This window comes from Streptomyces sp. NPDC048606 (assembly GCF_040650855.1).
Lineage (GTDB): Bacteria > Actinomycetota > Actinomycetes > Streptomycetales > Streptomycetaceae > Streptomyces.
Map to the genome: position 1 here is coordinate 112,660 of NZ_JBEZIB010000010.1, position 14,744 is coordinate 127,403.

Annotated in this window: 10 protein-coding genes; 6 read left to right on the forward strand and 4 right to left on the reverse strand. The window is 73.3% G+C overall.

Annotation, left to right across the window (positions count from 1 at the left end):
- Window positions 1-152: 152 nt before the first annotated feature.
- The 4 genes from AB0D01_RS13480 to AB0D01_RS13495 all read right to left on the reverse strand — a co-directional run bounded on the left by AB0D01_RS13480 (window position 153) and on the right by AB0D01_RS13495 (window position 5,581).
- A complete protein-coding gene (locus tag AB0D01_RS13480) occupies window positions 153-683 on the reverse strand; it encodes a hypothetical protein (RefSeq protein ID WP_363055284.1) in 531 nt (176 codons plus the stop codon).
- Window positions 680-2,464, reverse strand: coding sequence for a nickel-dependent hydrogenase large subunit (locus tag AB0D01_RS13485; protein ID WP_363055285.1), 1,785 nt, complete (start codon window positions 2,462-2,464; stop codon window positions 680-682). The genes AB0D01_RS13480 and AB0D01_RS13485 overlap by 4 nt, the downstream gene beginning before the upstream one ends.
- A 152-nt stretch (window positions 2,465-2,616) precedes the next feature.
- Window positions 2,617-3,672 carry a hydrogenase expression protein HypE gene (locus AB0D01_RS13490; protein ID WP_363055286.1) on the reverse strand — a complete coding sequence of 352 codons (1,056 nt, stop codon included), beginning with the start codon at window positions 3,670-3,672 and terminating at the stop codon, window positions 2,617-2,619.
- Window positions 3,673-3,754: 82 nt separating this feature from the next.
- Window positions 3,755-5,581 (reverse strand): hydrogenase maturation protein, encoded by a 1,827-nt coding sequence (locus AB0D01_RS13495; RefSeq protein ID WP_363055287.1) that lies wholly within the window; start codon window positions 5,579-5,581, stop codon window positions 3,755-3,757.
- 637 nt (window positions 5,582-6,218) lie between these two features.
- On the opposite strand from AB0D01_RS13495, the gene AB0D01_RS13500 reads away from it, so the two are divergent.
- From AB0D01_RS13500 to AB0D01_RS13525, 6 genes are all read left to right on the forward strand, one after another.
- Window positions 6,219-6,404, forward strand: a complete 186-nt coding sequence (locus AB0D01_RS13500) for a thiazolylpeptide-type bacteriocin (RefSeq protein ID WP_363055288.1) — start codon at window positions 6,219-6,221, stop codon at window positions 6,402-6,404.
- A gap of 71 nt (window positions 6,405-6,475) precedes the next feature.
- Window positions 6,476-6,661 (forward strand): thiazolylpeptide-type bacteriocin, encoded by a 186-nt coding sequence (locus tag AB0D01_RS13505; protein WP_363055289.1) that lies wholly within the window; start codon window positions 6,476-6,478, stop codon window positions 6,659-6,661.
- 91 nt (window positions 6,662-6,752) lie between these two features.
- Window positions 6,753-9,515, forward strand: a complete 2,763-nt coding sequence (locus AB0D01_RS13510) for a lantibiotic dehydratase (RefSeq protein WP_363055290.1) — start codon at window positions 6,753-6,755, stop codon at window positions 9,513-9,515.
- A 74-nt stretch (window positions 9,516-9,589) separates the two neighbouring features.
- Window positions 9,590-10,816: a lantibiotic dehydratase C-terminal domain-containing protein gene (locus tag AB0D01_RS13515; RefSeq protein WP_363055291.1), complete on the forward strand. Its 1,227-nt coding sequence runs from the start codon at window positions 9,590-9,592 to the stop codon at window positions 10,814-10,816.
- Entirely contained in the window at window positions 10,813-12,621 is a 1,809-nt protein-coding gene (locus AB0D01_RS13520) for a hypothetical protein (protein ID WP_363055292.1), read from the forward strand. The genes AB0D01_RS13515 and AB0D01_RS13520 overlap by 4 nt, the downstream gene beginning before the upstream one ends.
- Complete coding sequence (locus AB0D01_RS13525; protein WP_363055293.1) at window positions 12,618-14,723, forward strand: TOMM precursor leader peptide-binding protein; 2,106 nt, start codon at window positions 12,618-12,620, stop codon at window positions 14,721-14,723. The genes AB0D01_RS13520 and AB0D01_RS13525 overlap by 4 nt, the downstream gene beginning before the upstream one ends.
- Window positions 14,724-14,744: the final 21 nt, after the last annotated feature.

The window sequence follows — 14,744 nt, forward strand, 5'->3', positions numbered from 1 at the left end:
ATCGGGGCCACCGGGACCACCGGCCGCACGCCGGCCGGTCCCTGGCACGCCGGAGCCCGCGCCGTCGGTGTCGCGTGTAACGGCACCGTGCGCCAGGTCGCCGCGCACCTCCGCCCCCGCCCCACTCGCCGCTGCCCCCGCCACCGGGCCCTTCACGGCACCCGCACGGGGGAGTGCGGGCGGACGCCGATCTGGAGCAGCGGCGCGTCCGGCGCCGGCGCGGGCTCCACCAGCACCTCCGTCACCTCGGGGGCGAAGCAGGCCAGGGTGTCCTCCAACGCCCGCGCGACGGCGTCCGGGTCGCTTCCGCCGCCACAGCCGCAGCCCCCGGCCGCCGCCCGGGGGCGTACCCGCAACACCCCCGTGGCCGCGTCGAACCCGACGGCCTCGACGGCGTCCCCGGCCGCGACCAGGGCACGCCCGATCCGCATCGCCACGTCCTCGGGGTGCAGCCCGTGCAGCGAGAGCAGGCTCGCCACGAGCTCGTCGCCCAGCACCGGCTCCAGTGGCCCCGCGCCGACGCGCTCCACGATCCGGGCGAGGCCCGCCCCGTAGAAGTCCATGAGGACGCGCACCAGCTCCTCGGCCGCCGCGCACGCCCGCCGGTCCCCGGTGTCGGCCAGCCGGTCGAGGACCTCCTCGACGCGTACGCCCGCCTCCCGGGCGTCGGTGGCGGCGCTCATCCGCCCAGTCCGCTCAGTCCGGTGGGCACGTGCATCGTCTTCACCGTCTTGCCGCCGCCCACGTACATGTGGACCCCGCAGGGCAGGCACGGGTCGAAGCTGCGCACGGCGCGCATGATGTCGATTCCCTTGAAGTTCTCCGGGGAGTTCTCCTCGAAGATCGGGGTGTTCTGGACGGCGTCCTCGTACGGACCCGGTGTGCCGTAGCTGTCGCGGACGCTGGCGTTCCACGGAGTCGGCGGGTACGGGTGGTAGTTCGCGATCTTCCCGTCGCGGATCACCATGTGGTGCGACAGGACGCCGCGCACGGCCTCGGTGAAGCCGACCCCGAGGGCCTCGTCGGGCACCTCGAACTTCTCCCAGGTCTGGGTGCGACCGGCGCGCACCTCGGCGAGCCCCTTCTCGGCGCAGTGCAGCGCGATGGCCGCCGCGTAGGCCTGGAAGTACGTCCGGGCGCGGTTGCGCTCCAGGGCGTTGCTCCACTTGGGGATCTTCCACTCGAAGCGGGTCTCGGGCTTCGTCATGGTGCGGGGCAGGGTGATCACGACGCTGTGGCCGGTCGCCTGCACGTAGTCGGTGTTCACGAGCCCCGACAGGGCGGTGGACCACAGGCGGGCGATCGGGCCGCCACCGGTGTCGAGGGCGAGGTGGTCCTTGCCGTCGAACCAGCGGGGCGACATCACCCAGCTGTACTTGTCGTCGAAGTTCCGCTTCTGCGGGGCCGGGATGGTGTGCTGGTTCCAGGGGTGGCGCGGGTCGACGGGGTTGCCGAGCGGGTCGTGGGTGACGAACTGCTCCTTGCCGTCCCAGTCGTCGTAGTACGAACTGCCCAGCAGGATCCGGATGCCGAGGTTGATCTTCGTGAGGTCGTTGGTGACCAGCTTGCCGTCGACGACCACGCCCGGGGTGACGAGCATCTTCCGTCCCCAGTCGGTCATGTTGGCGTACGTGAAGTCGCAGTACTCGGGGTCGTTGAGGGCGCCCCAGCAGCCGAGCAGCACGCGGCGGCGGCCGACCTCCTCGTAGCCGGGCAGGGCCTCGTAGAAGAAGTCGAACAGGTCGTCGTGGAGCGGGACGACCCGCTTCATGAACTCGCAGTACCGCATGAGGCGGCTCATGTAGTCGGTGAACAGCTGGACGGAGGCGATCGTGCCGACGCCACCCGGATAGAGGGTGGAGGGGTGCACGTGGCGGCCCTCCATCAGACAGAACATCTCACGCGTGTAACGGCTGACCTGGAGGGCCTCGCGGTAGAACTCGCCCTCGATGGGGTTGAGGGAGCGCATGATGTCGGCAATGGTCTTGTAGCCGTGCTCGCCGGCGTGCGGGGCTGGGGTCCGCTCGGCCTTCTCCAGGACGCCCGGGTTGGTCTCGCGGACCATCTTCTCGCAGTAGTCGACCCCGACCAGGTTCTCCTGGAAGATGTTGTGGTCGAACATGTACTCGGCGGACTCGCCGAGGTTGATGATCCACTCGGCGAGGTGGGGTGGCTTGACCCCGTAGGCCATGTTCTGCGCGTAGACGGAACACGTGGCGTGGTTGTCCCCGCAGATGCCGCAGATGCGACTGGTGATGAAGTGCGCGTCACGCGGGTCCTTGCCGCGCATGAAGACGCTGTAGCCGCGAAACACCGACGAGGTGCTGTAACACTCCGCCACGCGCCGCTGCTTGAAGTCGATCTTCGTGTGGATGCCCAGGCTGCCCACGATCCGGGTGATCGGATCCCAGGCCATCTCCACCAGTCCGCTGCCGTCGCCGGCCGCCTTCGTGTTCGGTGTCATCGTGTCTGCCGTTGCCCTTCTTCGATGCGTGCGGTGCGGTGCGGTGCGGTGCTGGGCGATGCGGGCGGTGTGGTGCGTTGAGACGCGGTACGGGGACGCCCGCGCGGCGGGGCGGGAGCGGCGGGGGACCGGCCGCCCCCGGGTGTCCGGCCTCACCAGGGCGGGCGGTACCCCGTCGCCAGGCGGTCCCCGGTGTGGCGCCACTTCGGCTCCTGGTCCACGGTGTGCGCCGTGACCGCGCGCAGCTTGCGGATGAGCTTCCCGTAGGCCGAGCTGGCGGTGGCGGACACCTTCGCGCCCGGGGGTTCGTCCATGAACGGCATGAACTTGTCGGGGAAGCCGGGCATGGTGCAGGCGATGCAGATCCCGCCGACGTTCGGGCAGCCGCCGATGCCGTTCATCCAGCCGCGCTTCGGCACGTTGCACTTGACCACGGGGCCCCAACAGCCCAGCTTGACCAGGCACTTGGGGGAGTCGTACGTCGCCGCGAACTGGCCCTGCTCGTAGTAGCCGGCCCGGTCGCACCCCTCGTGGACGGTGTTGCCGAACAGCCACGTCGGGCGCAGCTTGTCGTCGAGGGGGATCATCGGCGCGGAGCCCGCCGCCTGGTACAGGAGGTAGGTCAGCGTCTCCGAGAAGTTGTCGGGCTGGATGGGGCAGCCCGGCACGCACACGATCGGGATCCCGGCCTTCGACTTCCAGTCCCAGCCCAGGTAGTCGGGCACGCCCATGGCACCCGTGGGGTTGCCCTCCATGGCGTGGATGCCGCCGTACGTGGCGCAGGTGCCGATCGCCACGACGGCGAGGGCCTTCGGGGCCAGCCGGTCGATCCACTCGCTGGTGGTGATGGGTTGTCCGGTGGCGGGGTCGTCGCCGAAGCCGCACCAGTAGCCTTCCGGCTTGATCCGCTCGTTGGGGATGGATCCCTCCACCACCAGCACGAACGGGTCGATCTCGCCGCGCTCGCCCTTGAAGAACCACTCGATGAACGTGTCCGCGCCACCCACCGGGCCGCACTCGAAGTCGATCAGTGGCCAGTGCACGGCGATCTTGGGCAGGCCGGGCAGGACGCCCGTCACGATCTCCTCGATGCTCGGCTGCATCGCCGCCGTCAGGGAGACGGAGTCGCCGTCGCAGCTCAGGCCCGCGTTGATCCAGAGGATGTGGATCGGGGGGTCTTCGGCGGGGGCGGACGGTGCTGCATCCATGAGGATGCCTCCTTGGGGAGGGAACGGGGAGGGGAGGGGCGCGGTGCGCGGCGGTCGGGCCGATCCGGCCTCACCTTTCTTGCTAACAGCCGACGGCCCCGGGCGCTTCGTCATGTGCGGCCAGTCCAGTGACGGCGGTAACGGCAGGGGTCGAGCCGGCGGGGGCGGCGAGCATGGCGTCGGTGGGCGTGGAGGGGGCGGTGCGGGCGGATGCGGGGTGGTTCGGGGTAACACGTGTCAAATGGGGTGGCGTGGCCGTCGGCGTTTCCTTGCGTACGAAGGCCCGGCGCAGCGCGTGGTACGGGGCGGCCGGGTCGAAGAACGTGCGGCGCATCAGTGCCAGCTCCGCCTCCCGGTACGAGGCCAGCGGCCGGGCGGCCTCGTCGCGCTCGCGCAGCGCCTTCTTCTCCGCGATCCGGGACTGCGCCCCCGGCAGCGCCGCCAGGTGCGCCGCCAGCCGCGCGCTCTCGCCCGCGAAGGCCTGGGGGGTGCACGTCACCGTACGGTCGACCAGCCCGAGCCGCCGCGCGGACGCGGCGCTCAGCGGCAGCGCCTCGGTGGTGAGCCGCTCGGCCACCGCGGCGCCGACGCGGCGCGGGAGCGTGTACGTCCAGTACTCGGAGCCGGACAGGCCCATCAGCCGGTAGTGCGGGTTCAGCACCACCCCGGAGCGGCACCAGACCTCGTCGGCGGCGAGCGCGAGCATGGCCCCGCCGGCGGCCGCGTTGCCGCCGAGGGCGGCGACGACGAGCCGGTCGGTGGTGGTCAGGACCGCCTCGACCAGGTCGTCCATCGCGTTGATGTTGGCCCAGGACTCCTCGGCCGGGTCGGCGGCGGCCTCGATGACACCGAGGTGGATGCCGTTGGAGAAGAAGTCCCGGTCGCCGCCGAGGACGAGGACGGAGGTGGGGCGCGCGCAGGCCGCCCGGTAGGCCTCCAGCAGCCGCTGGCAGTGTGGGGTGCTCATCGCGCCGCCGGGGAAGGTGAAGGACAGCAGGCCGACCTGGCCCTCCTCGCGGTAGCGGATGTCGGACCAGGTGCGGCCGTGCAGCCCGGTGCGCGGCGGCGCCGGATGTTCGCGCAGTACGGGCAGCCGTGCGCCCAGCGCGATGGTGGCGGGCAGCTTGACGGGCGCCGGCGCCCCCGGGGATCGGCGGGCCCGCAGCTCCGGAATCCAGACGGCGCCGTCGACGGTCGCCCGGCAGACGGCGCCCGCGCGCGTGGCGAGCAGGTCGCCCGGGCGCCCGCGCAGCCGGTGTTCGGGGTGACCGCCGTGCAGGTACCACTCGGTGCCCATCAGTTCGTCGAGGACGCCCGGCCGGGAGTCCGCGGCCCGCAGCGTGCGCAGGACCCGGTCGGTGGAGTCGGACTGCCAGTCGATGCGGCGGGCTTCCTGGCGCAGGTACGGACGGGTGCGGGCGGTGGCGGCGTCCTGCGGGAGGGGGGTGAAGGCACGGGAGGTGAACCGTTCGACGGCCAGGAGGACGGCCTCCAGGGCGGCGTCGGCGATCTCACCCCGGTAGAGGTCGCTCTTGGAGATCGGGGGCACCGGACACTCGACGCAGGCCCAGACGTCGCCGGCGTCCATCTCGGCGGTGGCCTGGAGCACGGTGACGCCCCATCGGTCGACCTGCTCCTGGACGGCGCGGTCGAGGGAGGACGGCCCCCGGTCGCCGACCGGTCCCGGGTGCACGATCAGACACGTGTAACGGGCCCACACCGTCTCGGGGAGCGCCGTCGTCAGCATCGGGGCGAGGAGGAGGTCGGGCCCGTGACGGGCTACGACGTCCGTCAGGTCGACGCCCGGCAGGGCCAGTTCGACCGCCACCCGGTGCCCGCGGTCGCGCAGTTCGGCGTGGACTCGCTGCGTGAGGCTGTTGAACGCGCTCGCGACGAGCAGGACGTACACGTGATCTCCCAGCGGCGGTTCGGTGCCACGACGGTGCGACGGCCGGCTTGATCGGTTACTCGTGACCGGAGCATGACCGGCCGCGAGCGATCGTGAGCCATCAGCGCGCCACCACGCCCGAAGCGGTGCCGGCGTGTCACCCGAAAGCGCAGCCGCGGGCCGCCACCCGGCCTCACCTTCAGCCGCATGCGCGCGGAGGCGGTCGGGACGACCACCCTCCTCACGGCCCCCGACCTGCCGTAATCCGGGCCTGAGGCAAGCGGAAGCGAAACGGAATCAGGACGGAAAAACTGTTCCAATCGCTTTTAAATGACCTTGGAGGGACTTTCAAAAACTCCTCAATCGCGCCTCAAGCGATCCTGTGGGGACTGGCGGGAACCTTGTGCCAATCGCCGCAGGAAAGGCGGGAATCGACCCACTTGGGGGTCGGATCCCCTTGCCCGGCCGGTGATGGCAGGCCGAATAGTTACCGAGTTGGCCAGGTCGTAAGGAAATTGCACATCATAGACGGCTCATGGATTTCTCTGCGATATCGTCGATTCAATGCATTCCTCGGGCGCCGGAAAATTCGGCTCCGTGGATTGCGGTCGATTGCGCGGAGTGAATCCTGAATTCACCTCACCCAAGGGAGAAGCATATGTCTGACATTGCGCGCAACTCCGAGTTCGACCTCCAGGACCTGGAGCTCGACCTCGGCGACCTGTCCATCACCTCCCTGCGTGACACCGCCGCGCTGCCGGAAGGCGGAGCGTCCTGGGGCAGCAGCTCCTGCCAGGGCTCCTCGTCCTGCAACCAGACGATGGGCGACCGTCCGGTCGAGTAGTCGTCGCCGCGCTTCGGATAACACGCGTCACCACACCGAACACCGAACGTCCCACGACAAGAGGAGAGACCATGAACCACGCGACCCCGGCCGACGGCTTCGACCTCCAGGACCTGGAGCTCGACCTCGGCGACCTGACCGTCACCTCCCTGCGTGACACCGCCGCGCTGCCGGAAGGCGGAGCGTCCTGGGGCAGCAGCTCCTGCCAGGGCTCCTCGTCCTGCGCCCAGCCGACCACGGACACGCCGACCCTCTGACACTCGGCAATCCGTACGCAGCGCGTCTCCCGCCGCACCCCGCTCGTGCGGCGGGAGACCGCGCGAAACCACCGACAGGACGGGGACCGCCATGCCGCAGCCGCAGCCCTCCACGGTCGCCGACGTCGACACCGTCGCCGCCGTCGACGGGTACCACGTACGTTCCGCCCCCCACGCTCTGATTCGCTTCACCGTGCTCGCCCACCCCGCGCAGGGGCGGGCGGCGGCGGACTTCCGCACCCTCCTCACCCGCCTGAGCGGGCTCGACACCGCACTCGCCAGGATCACCGGCCCCCTCGGCGACCACCTCCACGACAGTTACGCCGGCCACCCGGAGACCTACCACCGTGACGTGGTGCTGCCGCTGCGCCGCGCACTGCACAACGGCCGCGAACCCCGACCCGCCCTCCTGGAACGCCTCGACGACCTCCCGGACCGGATCCCCCTCCTCGCCTCCTGGCTGGCCCTGCGCACGCGGCGCTCGGCACTCCTCGCGCGCCTCCCGGACGCGGCCGAGGCCGCGCTGGCCGACGAACGCGACGCCCTGGCCGCCCTGTGCCGAGACCCGGCCCTCGGCAAGGCCGTCGCCCTCACCAGCGGCGACCTGCTGCGTGCCGTCGAGCGGGCCGCCACGGGCCCCGTCGACCGCCGCACCCGCAAGGAGGAGCCGACCGTGCTGCGCTACGCCCTGCGTGCCAGCACCAAGACCAGCCCCCTGTCCTGGTTCACCGCCGTCGGATGGGGCACGCTGACCCGGGAACCGGCCGCGCCCGTGCCCTCGTGGGGCGCCCCCGAGCTCCACGACGGCCCCCTGCGCTCCATCGTGAAGGTCAACCGCACCCTCACCACCGCCCTCGTCCTCGCCCTGCGCGACGCCCCCCACCGCCTGGCTACGACCCCTCACCGCATCACCAGCACCGCCCGCATCGCCGACGGGCGCGCGACGTACTCGCGGGACCGGACCTCCTTCTCCGGCGGGCGCTACCTCGTCGCCGACGAGGACGAGGTGGCCCTGCCGTACGGCGGCCCCCTGCGCCTCCTCACCGAACACCTCGCCGACACCCCCCTGCACCTCCCCGAGCTGACCGGACTGCTCACCGCCGCCCTGAGCGCCGCCGGTCACGGCGCCCACGACGCGGCCGAAGCCTTTCTCGACCGTCTCCGCGAGGCGGGACTGCTCGTGCCGGGCGATCCACTCCCGCCCCTCGCGAGCGACCCCGTCGGCGGCATCGCGGCATGGCTGCGGCGGATCGCCGCACCGCGCCCCGAAGAGGCGGTGCCGGTACACATCACCGGCGTGGTCGCGACGCGCGCCGACGAGGTAACACGTGTTGCCGACGCGGCGCGCGCCGAGAGGATCGCCGAACTCGGACGGCTGACCGCGACGTTCGCCGACGCGCCCGCCGCGAACCGCCCCGCCCTGCTCGCCGGCCTCTCCCGGAGCTGGAAGGAGACCCTGGCGGACGCCGGACGCCCCGTCCCCGAAACCGCGGCCCCCCTCACCGTGCTCTCCGAGGACGTCGTCACCCCCCACCCGCTGCACCTCGACGGCTTCCTCGACAGCGCCGACCGCGAGGCCCTCGGCGAAGTCACCGCCCTGGCGGAACTCTTCGACCTCGGCCACCTCGTCCGCCGCATCCTGCGCGACCGCTTCGTGGCCCGGTACGGGCACGGCGGACGCACCGGTCACCCGTGGGAGTTCGGCGCGGAGGTCGTGGAGGCGTGGCAGACCGCCGGCAGCCTCGCCGACCTCAACCCCTCCGACCGTGCCGACCTCCCCACCGGCACCGAGGAACTGGCATTGCTGCGGCAAGAGTTCGCGCGCGCCGCCCAGGCCGCCGCAGACGACCAGCGCGGTGCCACCGAGGTGGTCCTCCCGCCGGAACTCGTCCGTTCCCTCGGCCCGCGCCTGCCCGGCTGGGCCCTCGAGCGCCCACTCAGTTACTCGTATTTCCTCCAGAAGGCCCCGACCCCCGGACGCGACCTGCTGTGCGTGAACCACGTGTACGGCGGCTGGGGCCGCTTCAGCAGCCGCTTCCTCGACACCCTCGACCCACGCGCCGGCGCCGGGGTGTCCGAGCAGATCCGCCAAGGGCTCGGGCCCGGAGCACGGGCCGCGCAGATCCGCCCCGTGGGCGGCTTCAACGCCAATCTCCACCCCCTGTTCGTGCCCGACGAGATCGGCCCCGACCGGCGGTGGGCCTCCATCGGCGAGGGAGACCTCGACCTCGTCCACGACGAGGCCACCGACCAGGTCCGCCTGAGCCTGCGTTCCACCGGGGAACTCCTCGACGTCCTCTACGCGGGCTTCCTCGCCCCCGTCCTGCTGCCCCGCCGTATCGGGGCCCACCTGGCCGACCACCCCCACGGGGTCGTCGACTTCCTGCCGCTCGTCCCCAGGCGCGCCCTCGACGCCCCCGGGGGCCGGGTGCTGATCGCCCCCCGACTCAGCCACCGGCACGTGGTGCTGCGCCGCCGGCGCTGGACGCTGTCACCCGGCGTGGTGGCGCGCCTGCGTGCGGACCTCGCGACCGGTGGCCCCGTACCAGCCGAGGCGGTGGCCCGCTGGCGTGCGTTGCTGGACCTTCCCGAGCAGCTGTTCCTGCACCCCGTCGCCGCCACGTCCGTCGGCCGTCCCGCCGAGGACTTCCTGCGGTCGATCGACCGCCCGAAACCTCACTTCGTCGACCTCGGCAACGCGTTGCACCTGCGTTGCCTGCATAAATGGCTGGCCCGCCACGGCGATGGCGCCGTGTTCGAAGAGGCCCTGCCGGCTCCCGGCGGCCTGACCGAGCCCACGCGCGCGACCGAACTGGTCCTGGAGGTCTACCGGGCCGGACGCCGGTCAAGATGACACGCCGAAGCCGCGAGAACCACCCGTCCTACCCGTCCCACCCGCCCCGCCCCCAGACGACGGAGGAAGAGAACGTGCCGGGAGCAGCGCAGCACCCCGCCGACGACGCCTCGAACGGCGTCGCCCTCGCCCGGAACTCCGACCGGGACCGCGGCCTTGCCGGTGACGACGCCCTCGACGTGGTCGCCTACTACCACCAGCCCGTCAAGGCCCGGCTGTTACACGAGTTACTCCTCCCGCTCGCAGCCGCCCACGAGGCCGAGGGCCTCAACGCCCACGTCGAACGCCACTGGCTCCACGGCCCCCACCTACGACTGCGCCTGCACGGCCCGCGCGCCCACCGGGAAGCCGCAGCCACCATCGCCGCCGACCGGATCCGCGAGTGGATCCACCTCAACCCCTCGCGCGGTGACCTCACCGACGACGAGCTCCTGCGCCAAGCGGCCGAGGCCGGGCGCGCCGAGCTGATCCCCCCGCCCTACGGGCCGATCGTCGCGGAGAACACGGTGCGGATCGAGCCTGTCGACGGATCCTCCCTGCGCTCCCTCCTCGGCGACGAAGGATCCGACCTGCGCGACGAGTTGCTGCGTGCCGGACTCCCCGCACTGCGCGCCGGCGCCGGCTTCCTCGCAGCCCACGAACACGACCCCGGTCAGGGCGCGCGGGCCCGGCTCGCGCTCGCCGTGACCGCCCTCGTCGCGCACGCCCGCGCCCATCCGGGCGGGCTCGCGGGCGGCCACTACTCCTACGTGTCCCACCTGGAGGACTTCCTCGTCCACGACGACCCGGACGGCCGCCTCCGCGCGGGGTTCGAGCGCCGCTGGGAGCGCGCGGCGGAGACGGTGACCGACCTCGTCACCCGGATCGCCGGCGACGGAGCCCGGGGTTGGGAGCGGGCCTGGGTGGACTTCTCCGCCGACGCCTGGCAGCGGGTGCGCGCCCGCCACGAGAAGGGCGCCGAGTTACACGGTTCACCGGCCGCCTACCGCGAGCGCGCCGCAGCCACCGGGGACGCGGCCGCCGCCCAGCGCTGGAACCCGGAAACCCGCACCCGCTTCAGCGAGTTCCACCGCCTGCTGAGCCGCTCCGACCCGCAGGGCCGGATGTGGAGCCACCCGGACTACCTGATCTACCGCTCCTGCACCAACGCCCTGTACCGCCTCCTCGCCATCTGCGACGTCCGCCCGCTGGAACGCTACCTGGCCGCCCATCTGGTCGTCCGCGCCGTTCCCGCCGTGACCGGGGTCGACTGGCGCACGGAGATCGACGCCGCCATCGAAGCAGTGGAGGCCCGCGCATGACCGCGACCACCCGGACCGTCACCACCCCGCACGTCACGCCCGAGTCGGGTGCGGCCGGGGCGCCCCGCACCGTGCGCGTGCTGCGCCCGGGCGTGGCGGTGACGCCGCTACGGGCCGGCCTGCACCTGCGCGGCCGGCGCGGCAGCGTCACCCTGGAGGGCAGCGCCGCCCTTCCGGTGCTGTGGCGATCACTGGAAGGCCCCCTGCGGGCCGGTCGCCTCGACGACGCGGTGGCGAGCCTCGAACCGGGTTCCTCCACCCGCCGGGCGGTGGAGACTTTGATCGGTCAACTCGAGGAGCACGATCTGCTCGTGGCGCGGCCCGCCGACGCCCACGACACCGTCGCGAATCCAGTGGAGCGGTGGACGGCCGCCACCTCGGAACGGCCCGGAGCGGCTGCGGCCGCCCTCGCCTCGACGCGGTTCGAGGTCGTCGCCGGCGCCCCGGACGGGGAACTCGCCCGAGCCGCCGGCCGGGCCCTGGAACTCGGCGGGCCGACCGTGACGTACACCGCCGACCCGCTCCTGCCGGCGGACCGGATCCTGCTCCGCACACGTGTAACGAGTGCGGAGCCGCGTACCGCCCCGGTGGCCGTCGCCGCCGGACTGTGCGGCGGCACCGGCTGGGTCACCGCCCCGGGCAGCGCCGCCCAGGCGCGATCCGACGCCGCCGCCCTGGAGGCGCGCCTCGCCCCCGGCGGGCCCGGTGCCACGCCCGCGTCCGCCGCCCTGCTCGGGAGCGCCGCCGCCCACCGGCTGCTGTGCGCCGCCGCCCGGCTCCCGGACCCGGCGTTCGAGGGCGGCGACGAACGGCTCCTGCCCGGCTTGCCCGCCGTGCTCCTCGCCGAGGCCCGACCGGCCCGGTCCGACTACGTGACCTGGCTCGGCCCGGAGCGGATCGACGCGGACCGGCGTGCCGAACTCGGCCCGGCCGACACCCTCGCCGACGCACTGCGCCGACTGGCCGCGCTCGGGGACGAACGCTGCGGGGCGCTGCCCGCGCCGCTGCCGGAGGACCTGCGTCAGATGCCGGTCCCGCTCGCCTCCTGCGAGCTGCCCGGCGCCACGCCCCCCGGGGTCACCGTGGTCGCCGGTGCGCCCCGACTGGATCTGGCCCGCCTGGAGGCGTTCTGCCGGGTGGCGGAATCGCTCCTCGGCCCGGAGGGGTTGAGCGTCGGAGCCACGCCCGGCCACGCCCGGGGCCGTGCCCTGCGCGAAGCGGCCGCCCGGCACCTCCCGAGCGCCATCACGGCGCCCCCGTTGCCCAGCGGCCCCTGGGAGCGGCATCCGCAGCTGCGCCACTGGTGGACCACCCTCACGGCCCGCCTCGCCGTGCCCGCCCGGCTGGAGGTCCGCCGACTCGCCCCGGACCGGGAGGCGTACCTCGCGGTGGTGCACCGCCGCATGCCCGACGGGGGCGCCGAGCCCGTTCTCGGCCGCGCGGTCGAGGCGACCCCCGGCGACGCGGCGGCGTTCGCGGCCCTCGCGGCCGTCGCCGCCGCCTCGGACACGTCGGCCGCGCCCGCGTTGGGCGTTACACGTGTTGCTTCGGTGCGTGCCTCCGGTGGAGCCGTCGCCCCGCTGGCCTCCGCCGAGGTTCGCACGGCCGCCTGGGAGGACGACGGCTGGACCGACGGCTGGCTCGCCGCTCTCGCCGAGCGCGAGGAGGCCCTGCTGGACGCCCTGAGCCGGCTGCCCAAGCTGCCCCCGACCGAGGAGGCGACCCACGCCGACGACCACCAACTCCTCTCCCTCGTAAGGGCTTTCGGATTCACCGTGCTGCACACCCCGCAGGAGACCCGATGAGCACGCCCACCGTCACCGCCCCCGCCCCCGCGACTCCCGGTACCGCCGGGGCAGTCGCACCGGCGGTCGGCGACGTCCTCGGCCCCCTCGGCGTGCCGGTCGTCGACGCCGCGACCGCGACCGCGACCACGGACGGCGTGGCCGTCGTCCTGCTGACGGACTGGACCCTCGGCGTGGCGGAGGAGTTGAGTCGGCACGCGCTCGCGCACCCGGTGACCCTGGTTCCGGTGCGCTTCGACGGAGCTCTTGCCGTGATCGGCCCCGTACTGCGGCCGGGCGCCGCGGCCTGCCTGTCCTGCACCGAGTACCAGCGGCTGGCCACGGCCGGTGGGCGCGTACCGTGGCAGAGCCCGGGGCTCGCGCTCGGCGGGGTCCCGTCCCCGGCGCTGATGGCGTCCGTCGGGGCCCTGGTCCGGGAACTGCTGGACGAGGAGCCCGCCGGCAACACGAGTAACCCACCCCGCACCGCGGCCCATGCCGACCCCGCCGCCGCAACCACCGAGCCCCGTACGTCCGTAGTCCACGTCGTGCACCAGGGCCGGGGCACCTGGAGCACCCACCGAGTCCGCCCCGTCGGCGGCTGCGCCGTCTGCCACCCGCTGCCCGCCGACTCCGCCGACCTCTCCGGTTCCGCCGACTCCGCCACCGAAGTCGCGGCCCCGTCCGCCGCCGCGGCAGCGGCCAAGGCAGCGACCCCGCTCCCGACCCCGCCCGTGGCGCCCTTCTCCACCCCCCGCCCCCTCCCCGACCCGTACGTCCTGCGCGAGCCCAACCCCCTCACCACCCCCGACCGGTTGCGCGACACCCTGCACGACGAGCGCTTCGGCCCCGTCCGCCGCCTCTTCCGCACCGAAGGCTCCGCCTTCTGCCTGACCAGCGCCTTCGTCACCGACGGCCGGAACATCGACGACGGCGGATACGGCCGCGCCCGCGACTTCACCTCCAGCGAACGCATCGCCCTCTTCGAGGCCGTCGAGCGCTACGCGGGCATGCGCCCCAGCGCCCGCCGCACCGACCTGCGCGCCTCCTTCGCCGCTCTCGGCCCCGACCGCGCGGTGGACCCGGAACGGCTCGGACTGCCCGATCCCGCCCACCACGGCCACCCCTCCTCCACGACCGTCCCGTACAGCCCCGACCTCGAGCTGGACTGGGTCCGCGGCTGGTCGCTGACCCACCGGCGCCCCGTCGCCGTCCCCGAACACGTCGCGTACTGGGACGTGGCGGGCAGCGACCGTCCGCGCGTGGTCTACGAGTCCTCCAACGGCTGCGGCCTCGGCAACAGCCCCGAAGAGGCCGCGCTCTACGGCCTGTTCGAGGTCGCCGAACGCGACGCCTTCCTGATGGCCTGGTACGCCGCCACCCCCCTGCCCCGCATCGTCCTTCCCGCGGACGACCTCGACACCGTCCTGCTCGCGGACCGGGCCGCCCTCGCCGGCTACCGCCTCCTGCTCCTCGACGCGACGAACGACCTCGGCATCCCGGCGGTCCTCGCGGTCTGCCGCTACGAGGGCACCCACCCGGACGCCCCCCGCATGTTCCTGGCCGCCGGAGCCCACCACGACCCGCGCGCCGCGATCCGCTCCGCCGTCGCCGAGGTCGTCACCAACGTGCTGGAATCCGCGCACCGTTCACTCGCCGACGGCGGTCCGCGCGACCCGGAGCGGCTGCGCCCGATGCTGGAGCGGCCCGAGTCCGTGACCTCCCTGGACGACCACGTCGGGGTGAACACCCTCCCCGAGGCCGCACCGCGCCTGGAGTTCCTCTTCGCCGACACCCCGCTGCTGACCCCGGAGGAGGCCTGGCCGTCGGCGCCCGCTCCGGTGGCCGATCTCACCGAACTCCTCGCGGCGACCGTGGAGCGCCTGTCCGGGGCCGGCCTGGAAGTGGTCACCGTCGACCAGAGCGAGCCTGGAGTGGCGGCCGCTCTGGGCCTGCACTGTGTGAAGGTGATCGTGCCGGGATCGCTCCCGATGACGTTCGGGCACGTCAACCGTCGCACCCGGGGCCTGCCCCGGCTGCTGGAGGTGCCCCACCGCCTCGGCCGTGTGGAGCGGCCCCTGCGCCACGAGGACCTGGCCCTGGACCCGCACCCGTTCCCCTGACGCTTCCCCTTCCGGACGTTC